Genomic DNA, 20,836 nt, shown 5'->3' on the forward strand with positions numbered 1-20,836 from the left:
GCGTCCCTGCGCCATCGCAGGCTAGCGCAGTGTGCGCAGGATCGCCGCCTCGATCTGGCGGGCATGGGGGTGTTCGCGATCGGCGCCGTGCGGGTGCACGGTCTCGAGTTCGCTCCAGGTCTGCAGACGCGGCTGGCGCTCGGGTGCCTGCTCGCGCGGCTGGCGCCGTGGGTCGAGGAAGGTGTCGCGAGGGTCTGGGATACGCATGGCTGAGTCCTCGTTCGCGTCGGTTGGTAGCTTGTTGTTAAGGGTGGGGGTGGTGGACACCAGACCAAGGGCCCACCCCCCCCCGGGGGTCACAGTGCCCGACAGTCCTCCAGCATCACCGCTGTCCGGGTGCGCCCGGAGCGCGAGCCCTCGGCCTCCATCGCCTTGATGACCTCGATGCCGTCGACGACCTGGCCGAAGACCACGTGCTTGCCGTCGAGCCAGGGGGTGGGAGCGACGGTGATGAAGAACTGCGAGCCGTTGGTGTCGGGGCCGGCATTGGCCATCGACAGCATGCCGGGGCGGTCGTGACGCCGTTCGAAGTTCTCGTCGGGGAAGCGCTCGCCATAGATCGAGCGGCCACCGGTGCCGTTGCCGTTGGTGAAGTCGCCGCCCTGGATCATGAAGCCGGGGATGATGCGGTGGAAGGGGCTGCCGGCGTAGGCGAGGTCGTCCCCGCGCTCACCGGTGCAGAGCGCGCGAAAGTTCTCCGCGGTCTTCGGGGTGGTGTCGGCGAACAGCTCCAGGGTGACGGTGCCGGCCGGCTCGCCGCCGATGGAGACGTCCATCGCGACACGGGGATTGGCCGCCAGCGCGGAGGTGGCGATGGTGGCGAGCGCCACCGCGGCGAATGAGGTCAGGGATCTGGACATGCGGGCTCCTGGATGATCGCGGTTGCACGGGTCCGGCAAGTCGAGCGGCCGCTCCGTCACCTCTAAAGCTTAAGGTCGGCGTGGAGCGGGCGGCGCGATGCAGGTCACGCCGCGACCCGTCTGGGCTCGCCCCATTGTGGTGCCACTCGACGGTTAGGTGCAATCGGCGGAGTCAGCTATCAGCCGTCTTCAGTCTCCAGCCGCCAGCCGCCAGCCGCCAGCCATTAGCCGCCAGCCATCAGCCATTAGCCGCCAGCCACCAGCCATCAGCCACCAGTCGCCAGTCATCAGCTACCAGCCGCCAGCCATCAGCCATTAGCCGCCAGCCACCAGCCACCAGTCGCCAGCCATCAGCTACCAGCCACCAGCCATCAGCCATCAGCCGCCAGTCGCCAGTCGCCAGCCAGCGACCAGCAAAGGCGGGGCGCGACGCCTCGCTTCCGCGACGGTGGTCGAGGACGACCGCCCACTGGAGGCTGATGGCTGGCGGCTGGAGACTAAAGGCGACTGATGATGACTCGTGCCGGATCCGGGGTCTGTGCGATGATCGTGGCAGTCCCATTCGTCATCAGCTGGAGCAGGTATGTCGACGCTCGAACTCACTCCCTATCCCGACAACAGCGCCGAGGCGCTGCTGCGGGTGATCACCCTCTTCATCGTCAGCGACGGCGAGGTCGCCGACGGTGAGCTGGAGATCCTCGACGATCTCGGGGTGTTCGAGACCCTGGGCGTCGACCACAACCGTTTCGCCGAGGTCTTCGATGCCTATTGCGACGACCTGATCGCCCATGCCGGCACCGCGCGCTATGTCGGGTTGAACGACCCGGAGTGGATCGACGCGGTGCTCGCCCCGGTCACCGAGGTCTCGCGACGGCGTCTGCTCGCGCGAGTCCTGCTGCTGGTGGCGCGCGCCGACGGCCATTTCGCCGACAGCGAGCTGGCGATCTATCGGCGCATCCTCGAGCGCTGGGAGATCGATCTCGACTCGCTTGCCGAGGCCGACTGAACCGTCTCACCAGGCCTCGATGATCAGCAGTGCGGCGATCGCCCAGAGCGCGCCGCGCAGCCAGTTGCGGTAGCTCGTCCCACCATGATGGCGCCGCACCCGGATGCCGATCCACAGCGCCAGCAGCACCGCCGGGAGCAGCACCAGCGCCAGACCGAGCACCGCGGGGTCGAGCGCATCGCGACTGGCGAAGCCGAGTACCTGGCCGCTCTTGCTGGTGATGAAGCTGAGGTTGAAGGTTGCGACCATCAGCACCGGGTTCATCCGGGTGTAGAGGGCGAAGGCCACCACCACCGGGGCGAAGATGTTGATCAGCCCTGCCAGCAGACCCATGCTCAGTCCGAGCAGTGCCAGCGCCCAGTGCGGCACCTGGCGCTCCGGGCCGCTGCCCTGACGGCGCTCGAGCAGCAGGAAGGCGACCAGCACCAGCGCCAGCAGGATCTGGAAGGGCTGCGGGTCGATGCTGAGCAGCAACTGGGTGCCGATCAGACTGCCGATCATGGTGCTCACCGGGAGCGGCCAGAAACGGCGCAGCGCCTCGCGCCAGTGTCGCTCGTGGGCGATGCTCACCAGGTTGATGAGGATGGTCGGGATCAGGGTCAGCAGGATCGCCATGCGCAGGTCCATCACCAGCGCCAGCAGCGGGGTGGCGAGCAACGGGAAGCCGAAGCCGAGGGCGCCGTGGGCGAAGGCGGCGACGGTGAGGATGACGAGGGTGGCGAGATCGGTCAGGGAGAGGATGGCCGGATCCTCCTGCAAGGCGGATTCAAGCCCTCCAGCATAGCCGAGATCGCCTGCGTGGGCGTGCTCGAGATGCGGCCGAGGCCGCCGGAGGTGGGGCATGGGGGGGATGGCGAGATACGGGCGCTGGCTGCTCGGCCTGCTCTTGCTGCTCGGGCTCGGCGCGACGCCGGCGCGCGAGATCGATCTGGTGGTGATCCATGCCACCGGCGGTCCGGGCTGCAAGGCGGGGCGGCTGTGGCACTCCGGGGGCGGTACGCTCGAGTCCAACCGGCGTCATTTCGCCCGCAACCCGGGCATCAGCTATCACTATCTGATCGGTCGCGACGGCACCACGGTGACGGGGACGCCGGTGGCCGAGGTCGCCCATCACGCCCGCGGTCACAATGCCCGCTCGGTCGGCATCGAGCTGGTCAACGACGGCGATGGTCGCGACCCCTTTCCCGAGGTCCAGATCCAGGCGCTGATCGCGCTGCTGCGCCCGCTGCTCGTCGCCCATGACCTGACCCCGGCGCAGATACGTGGTCATGGCGAACTCGATACCCGCAGCTTCGTCTGCGGCGGGCGGCGCTACAAGTCGAAGGTCGATCCCGGCGGCGCCTATCCGGGGTTCGCGGGCAATTTCCCCTGGTCCCGGGTGCGCGAGGCGCTGATGCGCTGAGTCGGCCTCAGAGTCCGTGAGCGTTGCCGGCGAGGCGCTGTAGCTCGTCGTCCGAGGGGGTCCAGCAGGCGATCCGGTCGCGTCCGGCCTGCTTGGCGGCGTAGAGCTTGCGATCGGCGCATTCGAGCAGGGTCGAGACCCTGGTCCTGAATCCACCGACGAGTTCGGCGACGCCGATGCTGATGGTCAGCGAAAGCGCTCCCTGGTCGGTCTCGATCGGGGTGTCGGCGATGCACTGACGCAACCGCTCGGCAGTCTCGCTGGCGGTGCTGAGGTCGGTCTCGGGGAGCAGCGCGGCGAACTCCTCGCCGCCGTAGCGACAGAGGATGTCGCTGTGGCGCAGGTTGAGCTTGAGTTCGCTGGCGATGGTCTGCAGCACCTGATCGCCGATGAGGTGGCCGTGACGGTCGTTGATCGACTTGAAGTGATCGATGTCGATCATCAGCGCGCTGGTCGGCGTGCGCTTGCGCGCCGCCTGGGCCAGGCTCTGCTCGGCCAGCGACCAGAACTGACGGCGGTTGAACAAGCCGGTCAGAGGGTCGGAGATGGCCAGTTGCTCAAGGGTGCGCTCGAGCTGTTTCTGCTCGGTGATGTCGCGTGAATAGAGCGCCAGCTGCGAGACCTGACGGTGCGCGTTGCAGACCGGGTAGAGGGTGTGGTCGAACCAGCGGTCGCGATATTGCTCCTGGAAGCGGATCGGCTCGGCGCTGGCGATCACCTTCCTGAGCTGACGGTGCAGGTTGGCGGCGACCTCGGTCGGGAGCCGCGCGAACAGGCTGCTGCCGATCAGCTGTTGGCGGTCGCAGCGCAGCTGGCGCGCGGTCATGTCGTTGCAGGCGATCAGCTTGCCGGTGGCGTCCATCAGCAGCATCGAGTCCTCGGGGGTATCGAGCAGCGCGCGCAGTGTCGCCTGATGGTCGCGCAGTGCTTGTTCGGCGCGCTTGTAGGCCGAGATGTCGGTGATGAAGCCCTCGAGGGTGAACAGTTCGCCGTGATCGGACCACAGTCCCCAGCCGCGCTCCCAGGCCCAGCGGATCTCGCCGTCGATGTGGTTGATGCGGTACTCGACCTCGAAGGTGCGTTGCTCGCCGAGCGCCAGCTGGACCTGATCCCACACCCGGCTGCGATCCTCGGGGTGGATCAGGTCTGAGTAGATGACCCGCGAGCGCATCAGCGCCTCGGGGGGGTGGCCGGTGAGCGCCAGGCAGCCGGCGCTGACGTAGTCCATGGTCCAGTTGCTGTCGTTCTGGCAGCGGTAGGCCATGCCGGGGAAGTTATCGAGCAGGGCGGCGGTGTCGGGGCCGCGCGTCCTGTGCTGCGCTCGTTCGAGTTCTTTGATACGGCGCTTCAGCGCGGCGTTCTCGATACGCAGTTGCTCGCTGTCGGGGCCGGGGGGATGCATTGACCACTGCCTCCGCGAGATGCCGCAGTCGGGGTGCGGCTTGACCGATATGGATAGAGATGCTGCGCGATGGCCCGGGACGAGGCCCGCTCGACCGATGGCGAGATTCGGCGCCAGTGGGTCGTGCACGGGAGCGCTCTCTAACAAGCATGGCCCAGTGCGGGTGGCACGCCAAGTGGGACGGGGGGCGGCGGGGGGTGGAGAGAGGGGCGCGGGGTGGCCTCGGCCACCCCGCTCGGGGCGCGCCCCGGCGGGGGCGCGCGACCGGGGTCAGATCATGAACAGGTCCATGAACTGGTGCACCGGGGTCTGCATCAGCTGCTGCTCGTCCTGGCAGAGGTCGTAGATGCGCTGTGCCTGACCCTTGGGGAAGCGGGTCTTGAGTGCGGCGAGGAACTTCGCCTCGAGCACCGGGATGCCCTCGGCGCGACGACGACGGTGACCGATCGGGTACTCGACCTCGACCAGCTCGGTGCTGCTGCCGTCCTTGAAGAAGACCTGCACGGCGTTGGCGATCGAGCGCTTCTCGGGATCGAGGTACTCGGCGGTGTAACGCGGATCCTCGCGCACCACCATCTTTTCACGCAGCGCATCGATGCGCGGATCGGCGGCGACGCCGTCCTCGTAGTCGGCGGCGGTGAGACGACCGTGGATCAGCGGCACGGCGACCATGTACTGCAGGCAGTGGTCGCGGTCGGCCGGGTTGTAGAGCGGGCCGTCCTTGCTGATGATGCGGATCGCCGACTCCTGGGTGACCAGCTCGATGCGCTCGATCTCGTCGATGCGGTCCTTGACCTGGTCGTGCAGGCGCATCGCGCACTCGACCGCGGTCTGGGCGTGGAACTCGGCAGGGAAGCTGATCTTGAACAGGATGTTCTCCATCACATAGCTGCCGTAGTCGCGCTGGAAGGCGAACTTGTTGCCCTTGAACAGCACGTCGTAGAAGCCCCAGGTCGGCGCGCTCAGCACCGAGGGCAGGCCCATCTCGCCACGATCGACCATCATCGCCAGACGCACCGCGCGCGAGCTGGCATCGCCCGCCGCCCACGACTTGCGCGAGCCGGTGTTGGGGGCGTGACGGTAGGTGCGCAGCGCCTGGCCGTCGACCCAGGCCTGCGACAGGGTGTCGATGACCTGGTCGCGATCGGCGCCGAGCATCAGCGCCGAGACCGCCGCCGAGGCCACCTTGACCAGCAGCACGTGGTCGAGACCGACGCGGTTGAAGCTGTTCTCGAGGGCGAGCACGCCCTGGATCTCGTGTGCCTTGACCATGTACTGCAGCACGTCGCCCACGGTCAGGGGCGCGGCGCCGTCGGCCACCGCCTTGCGCGAGAGATAGTCACCGAGACCGAGGATGGCGCCGAGGTTGTCGGAGGGGTGGCCCCACTCGGCGGCGAGCCAGGTGTCGTTGAAGTCGAGCCAGCGGACCATGGCGCCGATGTCCCAGGCGGCCTTGACCGGGTCGAGCTGGAAGGCGGTGCCGGGCACGCGCGAACCGTTGGGCACGGTGGTGCCGGGGACGATGGCGCCGAGGTGCTTGGTGCACTCGGGGTACTGCAGCGCGAGCATGGCGCAGCCGAGCGAGTCCATCAGGCAGTGACGGGCGGTGGTGATGGCCTCGGCCGAGTCGATCTCGGTGTTGCAGACGTAGTCGGCGATGGCGACCAGTTCCTGGTCCGGATCGGGGCGAACGTTGGCGTCGGCGATATGTGCGCTCATTTGAATGAGGTCTCCAGTGGGTTGGGAATGCGGTGGCTTGCAGCCGCCGGCCACCAGCTCCAGCCTCGAGCTGGTAGCTGGTAGCTGGTAGCTGGTAGCTGGTAGCTGGTAGCTGGCTCAGCGCTGCTTGATCGGCAGCCAGTTGAGGTCCTCGGGACCGACATAGTTGGCGCTCGGGCGGATGATCTTGCCGTCCTGGCGCTGCTCGATGACGTGTGCCACCCAGCCGGTGGTCCGCGAGATCACGAAGAAGGGGGTGAACATCGCGGTGGGCACGCCCATCTGCGCGTAGGACACGGCCGAGAACCAGTCGAGGTTGGGGAACATCTTCTTGAGGTCCCACATCACCGTCTCCAGACGCTCGGCGACCTGGAACATGCGCATGTCGCCATTGCCCTCGGCGAGACGCTTGGCCACGGCCTTGATCACCTTGTTGCGCGGATCGGCGATGGTGTAGACCGGGTGGCCGAAGCCGATGATGATCTCCTTGCGTGCGACCCGCTCGGTGATGTCGGCCTCGGCCTCGTCGGCGGTGGCGTAGCGGTTCTGGATGTCGCAGGCGACCTCGTTGGCACCGCCGTGCTTGGGACCGCGCAGCGCGCCGATGGCGCCGGTGATCGCCGAGTAGATGTCGGAGTTGGTGCCGGCGACCACGCGCGAGGTGAAGGTCGAGGCGTTGAACTCGTGCTCGGCGTAGAGGATCAGCGAGGTGTGCATCGCGTGCACCCACTCGTCCGAGGGGGTCTCGCCGTGGAGCAGGTGGAGCAGGTGACCGCCGATCGAATCATCGTCGGTCTCGACCTCGATGCGCCGCCCGTTGTGCGAGAAGTGGTACCAGTACATCAGCATCGAGCCGAAGCTGGCGAGCAGCCGGTCGCCGATGTCGCGTGCGCCGGCCACCGACATGTCGTCCTTCTCCGGCTCGAGGGTGCCGAGCACCGAGCAGCCGGTACGCATCACGTCCATCGGGTGGGCCGAGGGCGGCAGCTGCTCGAGCGCGGTCTTGAGCGCCGCGGGCAGGCCGCGCAGGCTCTTGAGCTTGCGCTTGTAGGCGGCCAGCTCGGCGTGGTTGGGCAGACGCCCGTGGATGAGCAGGTAGGCGATCTCCTCGAACTCGGCCTGGTCGGCGAAGTCGAGGATGTCGTAGCCACGGTAGTGCAGGTCGTTGCCGGTGCGGCCAACGGTGCAGATGGCGGTGTTGCCCGCGGCGGTGCCGGACAGGGCGACGGACTTCTTCGGCTTGGGCAGCTGGGTCTGCGAGGTCTCGGCCATGGTTCTCTCCTCGGATCGGGTTGGCCCCGGACGCGGCGCGTGCGACGGGGCGGGAGACGCTGGCCGAGGCGTGGCCGGGCGTCTCCTGCGTCAGGGATTTACTCGGGTTTGTTCTGCTCGAACAGGGCGTCGAGCTTCTGCTCGAAGGCGTGGTAGCCGAGGTAATCGTAGAGCTCCATGCGGGTCTGCATGGTGTCGATGACGCCGGCCTGGGTGCCCTCGTTGCGGATCGCCTGGTAGACGTTGAGCGCGGCCTTGTTCATGGCGCGGAAGGCCGACAGCGGGTAGAGCACCATGGAGACGCCGACCTCGGCGAGCTCGGTGGTCTTGAACAGCGGGGTGGCGCCGAACTCGGTGATGTTGGCGAGCACCGGGACGTTGACCGCGGCGGTGAACTGACGGTACTGCTCGAGTTCGGTCATCGCCTCGGGGAAGATCATGTCGGCGCCGGCCTCGACACAGGCCACGGCGCGCTCGATGGCGGCGTCCATGCCCTCGACGGCGAGCGCGTCGGTGCGCGCCATGATCACGAAGTCGTCACGGCGTGCGTCGACCGCGGCCTTGATGCGGTCGACCATCTCGGCCTGCGAGACGATCGCCTTGCCCGGACGGTGACCGCAGCGCTTGGCCGCGACCTGGTCCTCGATGTGGCAACCGGCGGCGCCGGCCTGGTTGAGCAGGCGCACGGTGCGGGCGATGTTGAAGGCGCCGCCCCAGCCGGTGTCGGCGTCGACCAGCAGCGGGGTCTGGGTGGCGTCGGTGATGCGGCGCACGTCCTCGAGGACGTTATCGAGGCTGGTCATGCCCAGGTCGGGCAGGCCGTAGGAGCCCGCGGCGACACCGCCGCCGGAGAGATAGATGGCGCGGTAGCCGGTGCGCTCGGCCATCATCGCGTGATAGGCGTTGATTGCGCCGATGATCTGCAGGGGGTTCTCTTCCTGGACCGCGAGTCGCAGTCGTGCGCCGGCCGTCATGGTGTCGCTCATGGTGTTGGGTCTCCTTGAACCGCCCGGACGCGTGCGGCGTCCGTGACTGTGGTGATTTCGATGCGCGGACCCGGCCCGCGGTCGTCGTCCGCGCTATGGGACGAGGCGCCGGGCGATGGCCTCGCGCGAGGCGCGGATGTGGCGACGCATCAGCCACTCCGCCAGCTCGCCGTCCCGCGCCGCGATGGCGTCGACGACGAGTTCGTGCTCCTTGAGCGCGTCCCGCGCCCGCTCGCTCCGCATCCCGAACTGGCAGCGATACATCCGCGCCAGGTGGTAGAGGTCGTTGCAGAGGATGTCGACCAGTCGGCGGTTGCCGCCGCCCTGGACGATGCGGAAGTGGAAATCCAGATCGCCCTCCTCCTGGAAGTAGGTCTGCCAGTCGTCGCGGGCGATGTCGCCGCGATGATGCGCCAGCAGCGCCTTGAGCTCCTCGATCGCGCCCTCCGGCATGCGCTCGGCGGCGATCCGCGCGGCCATGCCCTCGAGCGCCTCGCGCACGTCGTAGATCTCGAGCAGCTGGTCGCTGTTGAGCTGGATCACCCGGGCGCCGACGTTGGCGCGGCGCTCGACCAGCTTGATCGACTCAAGCCGACGCAGCGCCTCGCGCAGCGGCCCGCGGCTGATCCCGTAGCGGGCGGCGAGCACCGGCTCGCTGATCTTGCTGCCCGCGGGGATGCCGCCCTCGACGATCGCCTGACGCATCTGGTCGAAGATGCGATCGGCGATGGTGGAGCTGGGCTCGGTTGAGGCGTTGGAGGCCTTTGTCATCTGGATTGTCGACACTTCAACAGAATGACAGCGAAGATAGCGTGTTTTTTATCGATGTCAATCCTGATTGTCGACAATGCTGCGGATTGAGCAGGCTGATAGTCGATCTTGTCGGGGGTGTTGGGGAGGGGCGGACGGAGGAGCTGTGGCGTGGGGTGCGCCGCCCGGTGGGGCGGGCGGCGCACGCGACCGTCCGTGCGGACGGTCGTCGCGGGGGGATCAGTCGTGACGGCCGTAGCCGATGGCGCTGAGCGAGCTGGTGATCTCGTCGAGGATCGAGGGGTCGTCGATGGTTGCCGGCTGCTTGTAGGTGGTGCCGTCGGCGATCGCCTTCATGGTACCGCGCAGGATCTTGCCCGAGCGGGTCTTGGGCAGACGCTCGACCACGGCAACGGTCTTGAACGCCGCGACCGGACCGATCTGTTCGCGCACCAGCTTGACCAACTCCTTCTTGATCGTGTCGTGATCGCGCTCGACCCCGGACTTGAGCACCACCAGGCCGAGCGGTAGCTCGCCCTTGAGCTCGTCGGCGGCGCCGATCACCGCGCACTCGGCGACGTCCGGGTGCGAGGCGAGCACGCCCTCCATCGCGCCGGTCGAGAGCCGGTGACCGGCGACGTTGATGATGTCGTCGATACGGCTCATCACGAAGACGTAGCCGTCCTCGTCGAGATAGCCGGCGTCGCCGGTGAGGTAGTAGCCCGGCTCGGCCGAGAGGTAGGACTGGACGTAGCGGGTGTCGTTGCCCCACAGGGTCGACAGACAGCCGGGCGGCAGCGGCAGCTTCACCATGATGCGGCCGATGTTGCCCGGTTTGACCGGCTCGCCCTCGTCGTCGAGTACCTGGATGTCGTAGCCGGGGACGGCGCAGGTCGGCGAGCCGGCCTTGACCGGGAGCTGCTCGATGCCGATGCAGTTGGCCGCGATCGCCCAACCGGTCTCGGTCTGCCACCAGTGGTCGATCACCGGGCGCTTGAGGATGTCCTCGGCCCAGTGCAGGGTGTCGGGGTCGCAACGCTCGCCGGCGAGGAACAGCGCGCTCAGCGAGCTGGTGTCGTAGCGCCCGAGATGCTCGGCCTTGGGGTCGGCGCCCTTGATCGCGCGGAAGGCGGTCGGCGCGGTGAACAGCACCTTGACCTTGTGCTCCTCGATCACCCGCCAGAAGGCGCCGGCATCCGGGGTGCCGACCGGCTTGCCCTCGTAGACCACGGTGGTGCAGCCGCGCAGCAGCGGGGCGTAGACGATGTAGGAGTGACCCACCACCCAGCCGACGTCGGAGGCGGCCCAGAACACCTCGCCGGGCTGGACGTCGTAGATGTTGCCCATGCTCCAGGCCAGCGCTACGGCGTGACCGCCGTTGTCGCGCACCACGCCCTTGGGCTGGCCGGTGGTGCCGGAGGTGTAGAGGATGTAGAGCGGATCGGTGGCGGCCACCGAGACGCAATCGGCCGGCTCGGCGGCGGCGAGCGCCTCGGCCCAGCCGAGGTCGCGACCCTCGACCAGGGTACCGGGCTCCTCGGGGCGCTGCAGCACGAGGCAGTGCTCGGGCTTGTGGGTGGAGAGTTCGATCGCCTCGTCGAGCAGCGGCTTGTAGTGCACCACGCGGTTGGGCTCGATGCCGCAGGAGGCGGCGACGATCATCTTCGGCTTGGCGTCATCGATGCGGGTGGCCAGCTCGTGCGAGGAGAAGCCGCCGAACACCACCGAGTGGATGGCGCCGATGCGCGCGCAGCCGAGCATGGCGATCAGCGCCTCGGCCACCATCGGCATGTAGATGATCACCCGGTCGCCCTTGGTCACGCCCTGCGCCTGCAGCGCGCCGGCCATCTTCGCGACCTGCTGCTGCAGCTCGGCGTAGGTGATCACCCGCTTGCTGCCGGTCACCGGGCTGTCGTGGATGATCGCCGCCTGGTCGCCGCGACCGGCGATCACATGACGGTCCACCGCGTTGTAGCAGGTGTTCATCATCGCGCCACTGAACCAGCGGTAGAAGGGCTTGTTGGCGTCGTCGAGCACCTTGTCCCACGGCTTGTCCCAGTCGATGAGGCTGGCCGCCTCCGCCCAGAAGGCCTCGGGGTCTTTCATCGAATGCTTGTAGACGCTCTGATAGTCCATCGCTCTATCCTCTGTGTTGAGATCTGGGCCTCCACTACATCGATGGAAGGCCTCGTGGAACTCGATGCGTGGCGACATTAGTGCCGTGTAAACGAATTTGCAATCATTCCGTCAATGACTGCAGGTCGCGCCCGAGAGGCTGTCGAGGTCGTTGATGAGTGAATTAGCAAAGCGAATATTTCGTATAGGGCGAAGGGGGTTGATCTCTGTTCTGGACCCGGTTATATCGCGCGCGAAAGCCTGTACGATGAATTTATATTGCTGTTTTTATGGCGATTTTTTAAGGCTTTCGGTGGCTGCTGAATTGTCGTGAGCGGCGGCGGTGATGATTCGTGCCGTGACCGTCCGGCATGTCACCCTGAGTGGATTGAGGTGTGTGCGTCGGCGCTGGGCTCGAGGGCGTGTTTCATTCGCCTGGAGGCCGGTCTTTTCGAGGCGCTGTCAGCGGATCGTGTTGATGGCCGGGAAGGGAGGTCTGTCGCGGTGTTTTCGTTTCGTGTCCGCGTCGCGCTTCGTTCGGTGCGCGCGGTTGCGTTGCGTGTGCGTGTGGCGGTCGCGGCAGTTGCCGGGGCGCGGTGGCTCGGCTGCCGGTGTCGGGTGGGGTTTGGCGGTGAGAAGACCCGGACGGGCGGGGCCCGTCCGGGTGAGGGGGCGGTCGCCCCGGGTCAGCCGGCGATCTCGGCGAACACCTCGGCGGCGGCGTCGAGGGTGGCCTGGATCTCGGCCTCGCCGTGCTTGATCGAGACGAAGCCGGCCTCGAAGGCCGAGGGCGCGAGATAGACACCGCGCTCGAGCATGCCGTGGAAGAAGGCCTTGAAGTGCTCCTGGTTGCAGGCGGTCGCCTGGTCGAAGCCGGTGACCGGCTCGGCGCTGAAGAACAGGCCGAACATGGCGCCCGCCTGGTTGGTGGTGAAGGGCACCCCGGCGGCGGCGGCGCGCTCGCGCAGGCCGGCGAGCAGCTCGCTGGTGGTGGCGGTGAGACGGTCGTAGAAGCCCGGCTCGCTGATCAGCTCGAGGGTCTTGAGGCCCGCGGCCATGGCGATCGGATTACCCGAGAGGGTGCCGGCCTGGTAGACCGGGCCGACCGGGGAGACGTGCTCCATGATCTCGCGCTTGCCGCCGAAGGCGCCGACCGGCATGCCGCCGCCGATGACCTTGCCGAGGGTGGTGAGGTCGGGGGTGACGCCGAAGTGACCCTGGGCGCCGCCGAGTGAGACGCGGAAGCCGCTCATCACCTCGTCGAAGATCAGCACCGCGCCGTGCTCGGTGCAGACCTCGCGCAGACCCTCGAGGAAGCCCGGCAGCGGCGGGATGCAGTTCATGTTGCCGGCGACCGGCTCGACGATGATGCAGGCGATCTCGGAGCCGATCTCGGCGAAGGTCTCGCGCACCGCCGCGATGTCGTTGTAGGGCAGGGTGATGGTCAGCTCGGCGAGTGCGGCGGGGACGCCGGGGGAGTTGGGCTCACCGAAGGTCAGGGCGCCGGAGCCGGCCTTGACCAGCAGCGAGTCGACGTGACCGTGGTAGCAGCCCTCGAACTTCACCACCTTGTCGCGACCGGTGTAGCCGCGCGCCAGGCGCAGCGCGCTCATCGTCGCCTCGGTGCCGGAGCTGACCATGCGCACCATCTCCATGCTCGGCACCAGCTCGCAGACGGTGTCGGCCATCTGGGTCTCGACCTCGGTCGGGGCGCCGAAGGACAGGCCCTTGCGCATCCGCTCCTCGACCGCGCCGAGCACCTCGGGGTGGGCGTGGCCGAGGATCATCGGGCCCCAGGAGCCGACATAGTCGACATAGCGCTTGCCGTCGGCGTCGTAGGCGTAGGCGCCCTCGGCGCGCTCGAAGAACACCGGGTCGCCACCGACGCCTCGGAACGCGCGCACCGGCGAGTTGACGCCGCCGGGGATGTGGCGCTGCGCGGCTTCGAAGAGTTCATGGGATCGGCTCATCAGGATGACTCCTTGGGGAACAGTGAGGTGTAGGCGCGGGCCGCGACGGCGACATCGGGCGCCGCGAAGACTCCGCTGACGACGGCGAGCATGTCCGCTCCCGCTGCGATCAGCAAACCGCCATTTTGTGGCGTGATCCCACCGATCGCAACTCGCGGCAGCGGGATCTCGCGCCGTGCGGCGTCGAGCAGTTCGGGGGTGGCGCGTACCGCCGCGGGCTTGGTCGGCGAGGCGAAGAAGCTGCCGAAGGCGACATAGCTCGCGCCCGCCGCCGCCGCCCGGCGGGCGCGCTCGAGCGCGTCGTAGCAGGAGACGCCGATGATCGCCCCCTCGCCGAGCAAGGCGCGCGCGTCGCGCGGGTCGCCGTCGTCGCGCCCGAGATGGACGCCATCGGCGTGGATGCGTGCGGCGAGCGCGAGGTCGTCGTTGATGATCAGTCGCGCGCCGCCGGCGCGGCAGCAGTCGAGCAGGGCGCGGGCCTGCTGCTCGCGCGCCCGCGCATCCGTCCCCTTGTCGCGAAACTGGATCAGCCGCGCACCGCCGGCGATGGCCTCGGCCACGCGCTCGGTGAGCGGGCGCGGGTGCGGGGCGGTGGGGGTGATGGCATAGAGCCCGTGCAACGCCTGGCTCATGGGTGCGACTGTGCGTAGAAGCGGTTGGGGGTGAGCTGGCAGCGCCCGGTGCGGAAGGCCTGATCGAGTGCGTTCCAGGTGTACTCCTGGGCCGCGGTCACCGCATCGACCATCGACTCGCCCCTGGCCAGGCGCACGGCGATGGCACTCGCCAGGGTGCAGCCGGAGCCGTGGTATTCGCCGGGGAGGCGTGGCCAGTCCCACTGGTGACGCGCGCCGCTGCGACCGTAGAGACGATTGGTGACATGCTCGGTGGTGTCGTGGGTGCCGGTGATCAACACCCAGCGCGCACCGCTGCCGAGCAGCCGTTCGGCGCATCGCGCCGGGTCCTGGAGGTCGGTGAGGGTGCGCGCCTCGGGCAGGTTGGGGGTCACCAGGGTGCTGCGTGCGATCAGGTTATGGCGCAGCTGGTTGAGCACCGCGGCGTCGGCGACACGCTGGCCGGTCCCCGACGCGAGCACCGGGTCGAGCACCAGCGGCAGCTCGGGGTGCTCGTCGGCGAGGGTGGAGATCACGCGGACCGCGCGCGAGCTGCCGAGCAGCCCGACCTTGATCGCGCGCGGCGCGCTGTCGGCGATCAGGGTGCGGCACTGGGCCTCGAGCTGCTCGGCCGGCTGGGCGTGGATGGCGCGCACGCCGCAGGTGTCCTGGTCGGTCAGCGCGCTGATCGCGCTCACCGCGAAGCCGCCGTGCGCGGCGATCGTTTCGGCATCGGCCATGATGCCGGCGCCGCCGCTCGGGTCGTGGCCGCCGATACAGAGCACCACCGCCCGCTCAGGGCTGTCATTGATCATTCGAGATATCTCCGCGAGAGGCCCGGTGTCGATGCGCCGGGCGTGATGACGACGATTGCCCGGCAAGTCTGCGCCCGGCGGCGATCAGGGGCATGATCAGCCGCCGATCGATGGTGATCGCGAGCGCGTCGCGGGCACGGTCCCGAACCCGTCGGGACGGTCGTCGACGTTGAAAACCGCGGGGTCTCCCCCGATTGTGTCTGGCAGTATTTAACCGCGCGTGCTGGCCGGGTGTCGACACCATGGCCGCTCGGTGCGCGGAGTAGCCTGAGGTCGTACACCCCGATGAAGACCTATCTCTGTATTGTCTGTGGACTGATCTACGACGAGGCCGAGGGCTGGCCCGAGGACGGCATCCCGCCCGGCACCCGCTGGGCCGATGTCCCGGCCGACTGGCGCTGCCCCGAGTGCGGCGCCGGCAAGGAGGATTTCGAGATGGTCGAGGTGTGAGGATCGCGTCCTGATCGAAGGGGTTGGATCAAGTTGGGGTCACTTGGCCGCATTCTCGGCTACACTCCTTGGCATGGAAGTCCTCACCCGCCCATCGCCCGTCTCCGAAGCGCCCTGCGGCGAGCTCGTCTCGCTGGTGCGCCGTTACTGCAGCCTGATCGAGTCATCGACCCGTGGTCGGCTGCACTGGCTGCCCGAGTTGGCGGTGCTGCTGCCCAGGCTGCATGCGCTCATCGCCCCGTTGAGCGCGGCTGGACTGGGCGCCGGTCACGTGCCGCCGGTCGATCTCGATGCCCGCTTCGAGCTCTTCTCCCATCTGCGCCGATTGCTCGCCGATCTTGACGGTTACTGGCTCGAGTTCGATCTCGCCAGTGAGGGGCGCGAGGCCATGTCCGGCAGCCTCGCCGATGACCTGACCGACATCTACTGCGAACTCAAGGCCGGACTCTGTGCCTACGACGAGGACCCGGAGTGGGCGTTGGCGGCCTGGTGCGCGGGTTATGAGCTGCACTGGTCGCGTCATCTGCTCGACGCCGAGCGTCATCTCTCCATGCTGATCGCCGACGGTCGGCTCTGAGCGGGGCCCCCGATCGCTTGAGGCCGGGCGCGCTTGCTGGATGCCCCTGAGTGCTTTTGCTATGCTCAAGAACTATTTTTCCGTTTTCTGAAGAAGAGGTTCGCCCCACATGTCCGCAGCGCTCACCGACGCGGAGCTGACCCTGACGGCACCGGCCCAGGCGAAGATGCAGGAGTTGTTCTCACAGGTCGACGCGACCGTGCAGGGGGTTCGCGTGTTCGCCTCGCCCGGCGGTTGCAGCGGCGTCAGCTTCGGCATGACCTTCACCGATGCCATCAACGACAACGATGGCGTGCTCGAGTGCGACGGCTTCAAGGTCGTGGTCGACGATGGCACGCTGGAGTATCTTCGCGGCGTCGAGATCGACTTCTCCGATGATGGCGAAGGCACCGCGACCTTCGTCTTCAACAACCTCCCCCAGGTCCAGGGCGGTGGTTGCTCCAGCTGTGGTTCCGGCAGCGGTTGCAGCTGATCCCGTCCCGGATCCGCTGGTGCCGGCCCCGCCCGGCACTCGCGAGGCCGCCTTCCGGCGGCCTTTGCGCCGAACCCGTCAGGCGAGCACCCCCCGGGTGCGTCACCAGTCCGTCGGTCGCGCTGCCGCGATCGGCGTGACGCCGATCCCCGCGCGTTCCGTCCTCGCCCGATCATCGATGCGGCGAGGTCCGGTGTCCCCGGTCGTCGTCCTTCCCGCCGTCGGGCCGGATCGATGGCGTGGGTCACCGCCCGCTGTCCTCTATAAGGATTCTCGTCGTGCGCGGCCCCTCGCTGGTCCGTGCATGGAGGCTTGAGCATGTTTAAGGTTGGAATCGTTGGTGGTACCGGTTACACCGGTGCCGAGCTGCTGCGCATCCTGGCGCGTCACCCCGAGGTGGAGATCGCGGTCATCACCTCTCGCGGCGAGGCCGGGCTGCCGGTCGCCGAGCTCTTCCCCCATCTGCGCGGTCATGTCGACCTGTGCTTCAGCGCGCCCGATGCCGAGACCCTCGGCGGCTGCGATCTGGTGTTCTTCGCCACCCCCAACGGCACGGCGATGAAGCTGGTGCCGGAGCTGCTGGCGCGCGGGACCCGGGTGGTCGATCTCGCCGCCGACTTCCGCATCAAGGACATCGCCGAGTGGGAGCGTTGGTACGGCATGTCGCACGCCTGTCCCGAGCTGGTGGCCGAGGCCGTCTACGGTCTGCCCGAGGTCAACCGCGCGGCGATCCGCGAGGCGCGTCTGGTGGCCAATCCCGGCTGCTACCCGACGGCGGTGACGCTGGGTCTGCTGCCGCTGCTCGAGGCCGGTGTGGTCGATCCGTCGTGGCTGATCGCCGACGGCAAATCGGGGGTCAGCGGCGCCGGGCGCAAGGCCAACGTCGGTCAGCTGATGGCCGAGGTCGGCGAGAGCTTCAAGGCCTATGCCGCCGGTGGTCATCGCCATGGCCCGGAGATCACCCAGAACCTGAACGCCGCAGCCGCTTCGCCGGTCAACCTCACCTTCGTACCCCATCTGGTGCCGATGGTGCGCGGTATCGAAGCGACGCTCTATGCCCGCGAACTCGAGCCCGGCCGGGATCTCGAGGCGATCTATGCGCGCCGCTATGCCGACGAGCCCTTCGTCGACCTGATGCCGGCCGGCTCGCACCCCGAGACCCGTACCGTGCGTGGCTCCAACCTGTGCCGTATCGCCGTCACCCGTCAGGGCGACTCGGGGGTGGTCGTGGTCCAGTCGGTGATCGACAACCTGGTCAAGGGCGCGGCCGGTCAGGCGGTGCAGAACATGAACCTGATGCTCGGGCTCGACGAGTCGCTCGGGCTCGATGCCCTGGCGCTGCTGCCCTGAGCCGATGGCGAGCCGTGGCGAGCGCTCGGCCCGGGGGTTCGCGCTGCTGGCGTGTCTGTTCTTCATCGCGCTCGCCTGCGGCGTCGGTTACGAACTCGGTCGCATCCCGGCGCGCACCGAGCTCGGCCCGGAGCTGGCCAGGCTCGCGGTCGAGCGCGAGACGCTGGCTCGCGAACTCGATGCGGCACGCCAGCAGGCGCTGATCCTCGAACGCGACCGGACGATCGAGCGCGAGACGGTGCGGGTGCTGCAGTCGCGCCTGGAGGCGGCACAGGATGCGCGGCTCGAGCAGGCGCGCGAACTCTCCTATCTCAAGCGTCTGCTGCAGGCCGGTGACAAGGGGGCGGTTCGCGCACACGATCTGCGGCTGTCGGCGCAATCGCAGCCGCGTCGCTATGGCTATGACTTCCTGCTCACCCAGCTCGTCGACGGGGTGGGGCAGGTCGAGGGGCGGGTGGTGCTGGTCATCGAGGGGGTGCGCGGCGATGAGCCGGCGCGGTTGCGACTCGATGAGCTGACTGCCGAGCCGGCGACGATCGGCATGGACTTCGAACACTATCAGCACTGCTCGGGCTGGTTCATGCTGCCCGAGGGCTTCGCCCCGCAGCTGGTGGTGATCCAGATCGAGCCGGATGGCGAGCGCCTGGCCGCGACCAGCGCCTCCTTCCCCTGGCCGCTGGAGCTGATCGACTGACCCGGCGCTGGGCGCTGCCGTGTCCGGCGCGTGGTTGAACCTGCTCCCGGCGGGACGCATCTCGGCAGACATCACCATCATCACGAGGATGTCCATGTCATGAGCGCCGATGCCGCTACCGATGCCCCACTGGTCTTCACCACGTCGGCCGCCTCGAAGGTGGCGGAGCTGATCGCCGAGGAGGGCAACCCGGGGCTGATGCTGCGCGTCTATATCCAGGGCGGCGGCTGTTCCGGCTTCCAGTATGGCTTCGCCTTCGAGGAGCGTACCGAGGACGGCGACACCGAGGTCGTCACCGACGGCGTCAAGCTGCTCGTCGATCCGATGAGCATGCAATATCTGATGGGGGCCGAGATCGACTATACCGAGGGGCTGCACGGCGCCCAGTTCGTGATCCGCAACCCCAATGCCTCAACCACCTGCGGCTGCGGGTCGTCGTTCTCGGCCTGAGTGCGGTCAGCGCGGGGCGGTCGTCGTCCCGCTCTGCGGGAGTTCGGTCAGCTCGGCCTGCAGCGGCGGCAGCTCCAGCGGGATGACGCGCGCGTCGGTGTCGACCGCCTGGGGCTGGCCCTGAGGCATGTGCTCGAACCACCAGTAGGCACCATAACCAGCGCCCCCGACCACCGTGAGCAACAGCAGGATCGGGAACACGCGTGGTCCGCGTCTGCGGCGGGGGCGAAGCGGGATATCGCTCTGCCTGAATTTGTAGTCGCGCATAATGTCTTTTATTTACAATGATGTAGGGCTTTATTTTCGAGTCCTAGTGTAGTACCAAAGAACGGCTTCTCACAAGGATGGGTGCGCCCGTGCCCGGTCGGTAGCGATTGCGCTTGAGTCCCCCTGGGTGGCGTCGTAGGCTCTTCTCTTTGCGCCTCAAGGGCGCGCCACAGCTGAGAAGACACGATAACGATGGAAGCACTCGACCACGCCCTCGCGCTCATCAAGCGCGGTACCGATGAGATCCTCGTCGAGGATCTGTTGCGCAAGAAGCTCGCGCGTGGAGGGTCGCTACGCATCAAGGCCGGGTTCGATCCCACCGCGCCCGACCTGCACCTCGGCCACACCGTGCTGATCAACAAGCTGCGTCAGTTCCAGGATCTCGGCCACGAGGTGCTGTTCCTGATCGGCGACTTCACCGGCATGATCGGCGACCCCAGCGGCAAGAGCGCCACTCGCCCGCCGCTCACCCGCGAGCAGATCATGGAGAATGCCGCTACCTATCGCGAGCAGGTGTTCAAGATCCTCGACCCCGAGCGCACCCAGGTCGTCTTCAACTCGCAGTGGATGGACGAGCTCGGCGCCGCCGGCCTGATCCAGATCGCCGCGCGGCACACCGTTGCACGCATGCTCGAGCGCGATGACTTCGCCAAGCGCTACAAGGGTGGTCAGCCGATCGCCGTGCACGAGTTCCTCTATCCGCTGATCCAGGGCTATGACTCCTGCCAACTCAAGGCTGACGTCGAGCTCGGCGGTACCGATCAGAAGTTCAACCTGCTGGTGGGGCGTCAGCTCCAGGAAAGCTTCGGCCAGGAGCCGCAGGTGGCGATCACCGTACCGATCCTCGAGGGGCTCGATGGTGTGCAGAAGATGTCGAAGTCGCTCGGCAACTACATCGGCATCACCGATGCGCCGGGAGAGATGTTCGGCAAGATCATGTCGGTGTCCGACACCCTGATGTGGCGTTACTTCGTGCTGCTCAGTCGGCGTGAGATGGCCGAGATCGAGGGGTGGCAGCGCGCGGTCGAGGAGGGGGCCAATCCGCGTGACATCAAGTTCGAGCTCGCGCTCGAGCTGGTCGGGCGTTTCCATGGCCAGGAAGCGGCGCGTCGTGCCCAGGAAGAGTTCATCGCGCGCTTCCAGAAGGGAGCGATGCCCGAGGAGATCGAATCGCTGACGGTGGCTCCGCAGGACGATGATGTCCTGCCGGTCGCCAACCTGCTCAAGGAGGCCGGGCTGGTGAAGAGTACCTCCGAGGCGATCCGCATGATCGGCCAGGGCGCGGTGCGCATCGACGGCGAGCGCATCGAGGATCCGCGTCTGGCTTGTGTCTCGGGCAGTGAGCACGTCTACCAAGTGGGCAAGCGGCGCTTCGCGCGCGTGCGCGTTTCCTAAGATGGCCGGAAGGCCTATCCCGGGCCATGGAAGGCCGGGATAGGTTTTTTCAAAAAAAGTGTTGACGTTTTTCGAGAAGAGTCTAAAATGCGCAGCTCGCTCAGGGCAGAGCGGCCCGGATCACCAACCGATTCGGGGTTGACCGGAAAAAAGACGGTTGACACGGAATACGGAATCCAGTTTAATAAGCGGCTCGCAACGGATCGCGAGCAACCAGCCGGAAACGGCAGCGAAAAAAAGGACTTGACAGACTGACTTTTTACTTTAAAATAG

23 protein-coding genes are annotated in these 20,836 nt (G+C 67.5%); 9 read left to right on the forward strand and 14 right to left on the reverse strand.

The window, feature by feature from the left end:
* Window positions 1–21: 21 nt before the first annotated feature.
* Window positions 22–207: a hypothetical protein gene (locus tag EBL84_RS02185; RefSeq protein ID WP_123139307.1), complete on the reverse strand. Its 186-nt coding sequence runs from the start codon at window positions 205–207 to the stop codon at window positions 22–24.
* A gap of 89 nt (window positions 208–296) precedes the next feature.
* A complete protein-coding gene (locus EBL84_RS02190) occupies window positions 297–860 on the reverse strand; it encodes a peptidylprolyl isomerase (protein WP_190287862.1) in 564 nt (187 codons plus the stop codon).
* 583 nt (window positions 861–1,443) lie between these two features.
* Here EBL84_RS02190 and EBL84_RS02195 point away from each other — a divergent pair.
* Window positions 1,444–1,866, forward strand: coding sequence for a TerB family tellurite resistance protein (locus EBL84_RS02195; protein WP_123139308.1), 423 nt, complete (start codon window positions 1,444–1,446; stop codon window positions 1,864–1,866).
* Between the two features lie 6 nt (window positions 1,867–1,872).
* Here the strand turns inward: EBL84_RS02195 and EBL84_RS02200 are convergent, their stop codons facing one another.
* Complete coding sequence (locus tag EBL84_RS02200; protein ID WP_123139309.1) at window positions 1,873–2,625, reverse strand: sulfite exporter TauE/SafE family protein; 753 nt, start codon at window positions 2,623–2,625, stop codon at window positions 1,873–1,875.
* Window positions 2,626–2,716: 91 nt separating this feature from the next.
* On the opposite strand from EBL84_RS02200, the gene EBL84_RS02205 reads away from it, so the two are divergent.
* Entirely contained in the window at window positions 2,717–3,268 is a 552-nt protein-coding gene (locus EBL84_RS02205) for an N-acetylmuramoyl-L-alanine amidase (RefSeq protein ID WP_223806120.1), read from the forward strand.
* 7 nt (window positions 3,269–3,275) lie between these two features.
* Here the strand turns inward: EBL84_RS02205 and EBL84_RS02210 are convergent, their stop codons facing one another.
* The 9 genes from EBL84_RS02210 to EBL84_RS02250 form a co-directional block, all read right to left on the reverse strand.
* The gene (locus EBL84_RS02210; protein WP_123139311.1) at window positions 3,276–4,670 is read right to left on the reverse strand and encodes a diguanylate cyclase; all 1,395 of its coding nucleotides are present in this window, start codon (window positions 4,668–4,670) and stop codon (window positions 3,276–3,278) included.
* Window positions 4,671–4,940: 270 nt separating this feature from the next.
* Window positions 4,941–6,389, reverse strand: a complete 1,449-nt coding sequence (locus tag EBL84_RS02215) for a bifunctional 2-methylcitrate dehydratase/aconitate hydratase (protein ID WP_123139312.1) — start codon at window positions 6,387–6,389, stop codon at window positions 4,941–4,943.
* 117 nt (window positions 6,390–6,506) lie between these two features.
* Complete coding sequence (prpC, locus tag EBL84_RS02220; protein ID WP_123139313.1) at window positions 6,507–7,661, reverse strand: 2-methylcitrate synthase; 1,155 nt, start codon at window positions 7,659–7,661, stop codon at window positions 6,507–6,509.
* Between the two features lie 98 nt (window positions 7,662–7,759).
* Complete coding sequence (prpB, locus tag EBL84_RS02225) at window positions 7,760–8,647, reverse strand: methylisocitrate lyase (RefSeq protein WP_062276915.1); 888 nt, start codon at window positions 8,645–8,647, stop codon at window positions 7,760–7,762.
* A 93-nt stretch (window positions 8,648–8,740) separates the two neighbouring features.
* Window positions 8,741–9,418, reverse strand: a complete 678-nt coding sequence (locus tag EBL84_RS02230) for a GntR family transcriptional regulator (protein ID WP_062276918.1) — start codon at window positions 9,416–9,418, stop codon at window positions 8,741–8,743.
* 219 nt (window positions 9,419–9,637) lie between these two features.
* Window positions 9,638–11,533 (reverse strand): propionyl-CoA synthetase, encoded by a 1,896-nt coding sequence (locus EBL84_RS02235; RefSeq protein WP_062276921.1) that lies wholly within the window; start codon window positions 11,531–11,533, stop codon window positions 9,638–9,640.
* Window positions 11,534–12,198: 665 nt separating this feature from the next.
* Window positions 12,199–13,482 carry a glutamate-1-semialdehyde 2,1-aminomutase gene (gene hemL / locus EBL84_RS02240; protein ID WP_062276924.1) on the reverse strand — a complete coding sequence of 428 codons (1,284 nt, stop codon included), beginning with the start codon at window positions 13,480–13,482 and terminating at the stop codon, window positions 12,199–12,201.
* Complete coding sequence (gene thiE / locus EBL84_RS02245; protein WP_123139314.1) at window positions 13,482–14,114, reverse strand: thiamine phosphate synthase; 633 nt, start codon at window positions 14,112–14,114, stop codon at window positions 13,482–13,484. Before thiE ends, hemL begins: the two co-directional genes overlap by 1 nt.
* On the reverse strand, window positions 14,111–14,908 hold the full coding sequence (locus tag EBL84_RS02250) for a hydroxymethylpyrimidine/phosphomethylpyrimidine kinase (protein ID WP_123139315.1): 798 nt from the start codon (window positions 14,906–14,908) through the stop codon (window positions 14,111–14,113). Before EBL84_RS02250 ends, thiE begins: the two co-directional genes overlap by 4 nt.
* 285 nt (window positions 14,909–15,193) lie before the next feature.
* Between EBL84_RS02250 and EBL84_RS02255 the strand changes: the two genes are divergently transcribed.
* The 6 genes from EBL84_RS02255 (at window position 15,194) to erpA (ending at window position 18,901) form a co-directional block, all read left to right on the forward strand.
* Complete coding sequence (locus EBL84_RS02255; protein WP_062276931.1) at window positions 15,194–15,358, forward strand: rubredoxin; 165 nt, start codon at window positions 15,194–15,196, stop codon at window positions 15,356–15,358.
* Window positions 15,359–15,431: 73 nt separating this feature from the next.
* Window positions 15,432–15,935 (forward strand): DUF5063 domain-containing protein, encoded by a 504-nt coding sequence (locus tag EBL84_RS02260; RefSeq protein ID WP_123139316.1) that lies wholly within the window; start codon window positions 15,432–15,434, stop codon window positions 15,933–15,935.
* A 109-nt stretch (window positions 15,936–16,044) separates the two neighbouring features.
* A complete protein-coding gene (locus tag EBL84_RS02265; RefSeq protein ID WP_005221723.1) occupies window positions 16,045–16,407 on the forward strand; it encodes an iron-sulfur cluster assembly accessory protein in 363 nt (120 codons plus the stop codon).
* Between the two features lie 318 nt (window positions 16,408–16,725).
* On the forward strand, window positions 16,726–17,757 hold the full coding sequence (gene argC, locus EBL84_RS02270; RefSeq protein ID WP_123139317.1) for an N-acetyl-gamma-glutamyl-phosphate reductase: 1,032 nt from the start codon (window positions 16,726–16,728) through the stop codon (window positions 17,755–17,757).
* A gap of 4 nt (window positions 17,758–17,761) precedes the next feature.
* On the forward strand, window positions 17,762–18,451 hold the full coding sequence (locus EBL84_RS02275) for a DUF6776 family protein (RefSeq protein ID WP_123139318.1): 690 nt from the start codon (window positions 17,762–17,764) through the stop codon (window positions 18,449–18,451).
* A gap of 99 nt (window positions 18,452–18,550) precedes the next feature.
* Window positions 18,551–18,901: an iron-sulfur cluster insertion protein ErpA gene (gene erpA, locus EBL84_RS02280; RefSeq protein WP_123139319.1), complete on the forward strand. Its 351-nt coding sequence runs from the start codon at window positions 18,551–18,553 to the stop codon at window positions 18,899–18,901.
* A gap of 6 nt (window positions 18,902–18,907) precedes the next feature.
* Here erpA and EBL84_RS17025 read toward each other — a convergent pair whose 3' ends face one another.
* Window positions 18,908–19,102 carry a hypothetical protein gene (locus EBL84_RS17025; protein ID WP_190287863.1) on the reverse strand — a complete coding sequence of 65 codons (195 nt, stop codon included), beginning with the start codon at window positions 19,100–19,102 and terminating at the stop codon, window positions 18,908–18,910.
* 258 nt (window positions 19,103–19,360) lie between these two features.
* Between EBL84_RS17025 and tyrS the strand changes: the two genes are divergently transcribed.
* Window positions 19,361–20,563, forward strand: a complete 1,203-nt coding sequence (gene tyrS / locus EBL84_RS02290) for a tyrosine--tRNA ligase (protein WP_123139320.1) — start codon at window positions 19,361–19,363, stop codon at window positions 20,561–20,563.
* 14 nt (window positions 20,564–20,577) lie between these two features.
* Here the strand turns inward: tyrS and EBL84_RS17235 are convergent.
* Window positions 20,578–20,836: hypothetical protein (locus tag EBL84_RS17235; RefSeq protein WP_223806942.1), on the reverse strand; the 259-nt coding region annotated here is incomplete at its 5' end.

It is taken from the genome of Marichromatium sp. AB31, from assembly GCF_003718685.1.
GTDB classification, from domain to species: domain Bacteria; phylum Pseudomonadota; class Gammaproteobacteria; order Chromatiales; family Chromatiaceae; genus Marichromatium; species Marichromatium gracile.

Bases quoted from the DNA above. Each gene is read 5' to 3' on its own strand.
- EBL84_RS02185 (WP_123139307.1), bottom strand. From the start codon at position 207: ATGCGTATCCCAGACCCTCGCGACACCTTCCTCGACCCACGGCGCCAG.
- EBL84_RS02190 (WP_190287862.1), bottom strand. From the start codon at position 860: ATGTCCAGATCCCTGACCTCATTCGCCGCGGTGGCGCTCGCCACCATC.
- EBL84_RS02195 (WP_123139308.1), top strand. From the start codon at position 1,444: ATGTCGACGCTCGAACTCACTCCCTATCCCGACAACAGCGCCGAGGCG.
- EBL84_RS02205 (WP_223806120.1), top strand. From the start codon at position 2,717: ATGGCGAGATACGGGCGCTGGCTGCTCGGCCTGCTCTTGCTGCTCGGG.
- EBL84_RS02210 (WP_123139311.1), bottom strand. From the start codon at position 4,670: ATGCATCCCCCCGGCCCCGACAGCGAGCAACTGCGTATCGAGAACGCC.
- EBL84_RS02215 (WP_123139312.1), bottom strand. From the start codon at position 6,389: ATGAGCGCACATATCGCCGACGCCAACGTTCGCCCCGATCCGGACCAG.
- prpC (WP_123139313.1), bottom strand. From the start codon at position 7,661: ATGGCCGAGACCTCGCAGACCCAGCTGCCCAAGCCGAAGAAGTCCGTC.
- prpB (WP_062276915.1), bottom strand. From the start codon at position 8,647: ATGAGCGACACCATGACGGCCGGCGCACGACTGCGACTCGCGGTCCAG.
- EBL84_RS02230 (WP_062276918.1), bottom strand. From the start codon at position 9,418: ATGACAAAGGCCTCCAACGCCTCAACCGAGCCCAGCTCCACCATCGCC.
- EBL84_RS02235 (WP_062276921.1), bottom strand. From the start codon at position 11,533: ATGGACTATCAGAGCGTCTACAAGCATTCGATGAAAGACCCCGAGGCC.
- hemL (WP_062276924.1), bottom strand. From the start codon at position 13,482: ATGAGCCGATCCCATGAACTCTTCGAAGCCGCGCAGCGCCACATCCCC.
- thiE (WP_123139314.1), bottom strand. From the start codon at position 14,114: ATGAGCCAGGCGTTGCACGGGCTCTATGCCATCACCCCCACCGCCCCG.
- EBL84_RS02250 (WP_123139315.1), bottom strand. From the start codon at position 14,908: ATGATCAATGACAGCCCTGAGCGGGCGGTGGTGCTCTGTATCGGCGGC.
- EBL84_RS02255 (WP_062276931.1), top strand. From the start codon at position 15,194: ATGAAGACCTATCTCTGTATTGTCTGTGGACTGATCTACGACGAGGCC.
- EBL84_RS02260 (WP_123139316.1), top strand. From the start codon at position 15,432: ATGGAAGTCCTCACCCGCCCATCGCCCGTCTCCGAAGCGCCCTGCGGC.
- EBL84_RS02265 (WP_005221723.1), top strand. From the start codon at position 16,045: ATGTCCGCAGCGCTCACCGACGCGGAGCTGACCCTGACGGCACCGGCC.
- argC (WP_123139317.1), top strand. From the start codon at position 16,726: ATGTTTAAGGTTGGAATCGTTGGTGGTACCGGTTACACCGGTGCCGAG.
- EBL84_RS02275 (WP_123139318.1), top strand. From the start codon at position 17,762: ATGGCGAGCCGTGGCGAGCGCTCGGCCCGGGGGTTCGCGCTGCTGGCG.
- erpA (WP_123139319.1), top strand. From the start codon at position 18,551: ATGAGCGCCGATGCCGCTACCGATGCCCCACTGGTCTTCACCACGTCG.
- tyrS (WP_123139320.1), top strand. From the start codon at position 19,361: ATGGAAGCACTCGACCACGCCCTCGCGCTCATCAAGCGCGGTACCGAT.